A 3,152-nucleotide genomic window follows, 5' to 3' on the forward strand; every position below is an offset into this window, starting at 1 on the left:
TCCTCGATCGCGCTGTCGAGGCTGCCCTCGCGGCGGCAGTGGGCGTAGACATCCCAGATGCCCAGCCCGCGCTCGCGCACTTCGTCGATGCGCCGGGCGTAAGGCAGGGTCCGCAGCTCGACATCCCACAGCGCCGACAGGATCGGCCAGAAGTGGTTGCGCGGGTGGGCGTAGTACTGGCCGGCCTGCAGCGATGCGACACCGGGGAAGCTGCCCAGCACCACCAGCCGCGTGCGCGGGCCGATCACCGGCGGCAGGCCCTGCAGCAGCGGCTCGGCGGTGGGGGTGGGCGTGGGGGCGGCGGTGGAAGAGAGCGCTGGCTTCATCGAGCCGGCCAGTCTGCCAGAGCCGCGAGGCGCGGCAGCGCGGCGTGCGTGTTGGTGCGTGTCAGTTGCGACAAGTCGTGCAGCGACAGGCCGCGCAGGCCGGCCAGCACCTCGGCGATGCGCGGCAACTCCGACGGCTCGTTGCGCGAGGTGGCGCCCGCCGCGCGCTGCTCGGCCGTGCGGTACAGCCAGTGCGGCGGGATGTCGGGGGCATCGGTCTCCAGCACCAGGGCCTCGGCCGGCACCGTCTGCGCGAGGCGGCGGATCTGCAGCGCGCGCTCGAAGGTCATCGCACCGCCGAAGCCCAGCCGGAACCCCAGCCCGACGAACACCTCGGCCTGCTGCGCGCTGCCGTTGAAGGCGTGGGCGATGCCGCGCACCTCGATGCGGCGCAGGTGCTTCAGCAGCGAATCGGCCGAGCGCCGCACATGCACGATCACCGGCAGGCCGAACTCGCGCGCCAGCTTCAGCTGCTCGGCGAAGAAGTGCTCACCACGCGCCTGGTCGAGGCCTGGCACGAAATGGTCCAGCCCGATCTCGCCGACCGCCACCAGGCGGGGGTCGTCGATGTGCCGCGCCAGGGCCTGGCGCAGCAGCGCCAGGTCGCCGTCGCCGGCCGCGTCGACGCACAGCGGGTGGATGCCCAGCGCGTAGGCCAGCCCATGCTGGTGCGCCAACGCCCGCACCGTCTCGAAATTCCCCACCATGACCGCGGGCAGCACCTGCTGCGTGACGCCGGCCGCCCGCGCCCGCTCGACCACCGCCTCGCGGTCGGGGTCGAATTCGGGGGCGTCGAGGTGGCAATGGGAGTCGATCCAGCGCATCCCCCGGATGATGCCTTGCCCGCCGACTCAACCCATACCTGGGGACGTGCACGGCCGGCGACTCCGTGTTACGGTGACGCCATCGTCAGCGTTCGGCACAGTTTTGTATCTCCAGGTGCCGACTGCCATCGCAGGAGGCAGGCATGAGACAGGCTCCGCTCTACAGCCGCTCTCGGCGGGCACCCGCCGGTGCGTCCTCGCTTGCGCCCGAGACAGCGGTCGTGCCGGCCGCGGCGCCGCGGGTTCCGCCCTCCCGCTGGCGCGGCTGGTTCGGCCGCCATGAACGCCTGCTGTGGGGCTTTTCCGGTGCCATCCTGGTGCTCGGCGGCGTGGCCGGCTGGCAGGTGCTGAACCCCGCCGCCCGCGCGCTGACCCAGGCCGACATCGATGCCGCCGTGCGCCACTCGCTCGAGAAGGAGCCGCTGCCGTCCGCCTACGCGAAGGCCTACGAGATCATCGCCCCGTCGGTGGTGCGCGTGGTCGGCACCGATGGCGACGAGCCCGACCCGGCGAAGGCCGAGGCCACGCCCGACGCGAAACGCGCCAAGCCGGTGCCGCTGCCGAAGGCCGCCAAGCCGGTGCCGGGCGACCGCAAGAAGCAGACCGCATCCGACACCCCCGAGCCCGGCGAGCCGCACCTGTCCACCTCCACCGGCTCCGGCGTCGTGATCATCGACAACGGCACCATCCTGACCAACCTGCACGTGGTGCAGGGGTCGAAGAAGCTGCGCGTGACCTTCGCCGACGGCTTCGAGTCGGACGCGACGGTGGTCGGCATCGAGCCCGAGCACGACCTGGCGGTGCTGCGTGCCAAGAGCATCCCCGACGACCTGCAGGCCGCGACGATGCGCTCGGCCTCCGACCTGCGGGCCGGCGACCAGGTGATCGCGGTCGGCTACCCGTTCGGCATCGGTCCGTCGGTCTCGGGTGGCGTGATCTCGGGCCTGAAGCGCGACTTCCGCTCGCCGCAGGGCCAGCGGCTGCTGAACAACCTGATCCAGTTCGATGCCGCCGCCAACCCCGGCAACTCCGGCGGCCCGCTGGTGACGATGGACGGCTCGGTGGTCGGCATCGTCACCGCGATCCTGAACCCGACCGAGCACCGCACCTTCATCGGCATCGGCTTCGCGGTGCCGATCGACAGCGCCGCCAACGCGGCCGGCATGCCGCCCTTCTGACCTGCCCTTTCCCCACCGTTCCCCGGAGACTCCATGGACCAGGACACGCCGAACACCGCCACGCTGATGGAGCGGCTGCTGTATGAAGTCAAGCGCGTCGTGGTCGGGCAGGACAAGTTCCTCGAGCGCGTGATGGTGGCGATGCTGGCCCAGGGCCACCTGCTGGTCGAGGGGGTGCCGGGCCTCGCGAAGACGATCACCATCAAGACGCTCGCCACGACGTTGCGCGGCAGCTTCAAGCGCATCCAGTTCACGCCCGACCTGGTGCCGGCCGACCTGGTGGGCACGCGCATCTACAACCAGAAGACCGGCGAGTTCGCGACCTCGCTCGGCCCGGTGTTCGCCAACCTGCTGCTGGCCGACGAGATCAACCGCGCCCCGGCCAAGGTGCAGAGTGCGCTGCTGGAGGTGATGCAGGAACGCCAGGTGACGATCGCCGGCGAGACGCACAAGGTGCCCTCGCCCTTTCTCGTGATGGCCACGCAGAACCCGATCGAGACCGAGGGCACCTACCCGCTGCCCGAGGCGCAGGTCGACCGCTTCATGATGAAGGTGCTGGTCGGCTACCCGAGCGAGGAAGAGGAGTTCGTGATCGTCGAGCGCGTCACCGGCGACCCGGTGACGGTGAGCGCCGTCGCGAGCACCGAGCAGCTCGCCGAACTGCAGCACCGCTGCCGCAGCGTGTACGTCGACCCGGCGCTGATGCAGTACGCGGTGCGGCTGGTCAGCGCGACGCGCAACCCGGCGCGCTACGGCCTGCCGGACCTCGGCAAGTTCATCAGCTTCGGCGCCAGCCCGCGCGCCACCATCGGCCTGATCGAGGG

General features: G+C 71.1%; 4 protein-coding genes. 2 read left to right on the forward strand and 2 right to left on the reverse strand.

Annotated features, from left to right (window positions below; genetic code table 11):
* Together AC1D01_RS27245 and AC1D01_RS27250 are read right to left on the reverse strand one after the other, a co-directional pair.
* Positions 1 to 326: DNA-deoxyinosine glycosylase (locus AC1D01_RS27245; protein WP_477871952.1), on the reverse strand; the 326-nt coding region annotated here is incomplete at its 3' end.
* On the reverse strand, positions 323 to 1,150 hold the full coding sequence (locus AC1D01_RS27250) for a TatD family hydrolase (protein WP_477871954.1): 828 nt from the start codon (positions 1,148 to 1,150) through the stop codon (positions 323 to 325). The genes AC1D01_RS27245 and AC1D01_RS27250, both read right to left, overlap by 4 nt.
* A 143-nt stretch (positions 1,151 to 1,293) precedes the next feature.
* Between AC1D01_RS27250 and AC1D01_RS27255 the strand changes: the two genes are divergently transcribed.
* Positions 1,294 to 2,328 carry a S1C family serine protease gene (locus AC1D01_RS27255; RefSeq protein ID WP_477871956.1) on the forward strand — a complete coding sequence of 345 codons (1,035 nt, stop codon included), beginning with the start codon at positions 1,294 to 1,296 and terminating at the stop codon, positions 2,326 to 2,328.
* Between the two features lie 33 nt (positions 2,329 to 2,361).
* Positions 2,362 to 3,152: AAA family ATPase (locus AC1D01_RS27260; RefSeq protein WP_477871958.1), on the forward strand; the 791-nt coding region annotated here is incomplete at its 3' end.

The organism is Rhizobacter sp. P3_B12 (assembly GCF_056402895.1).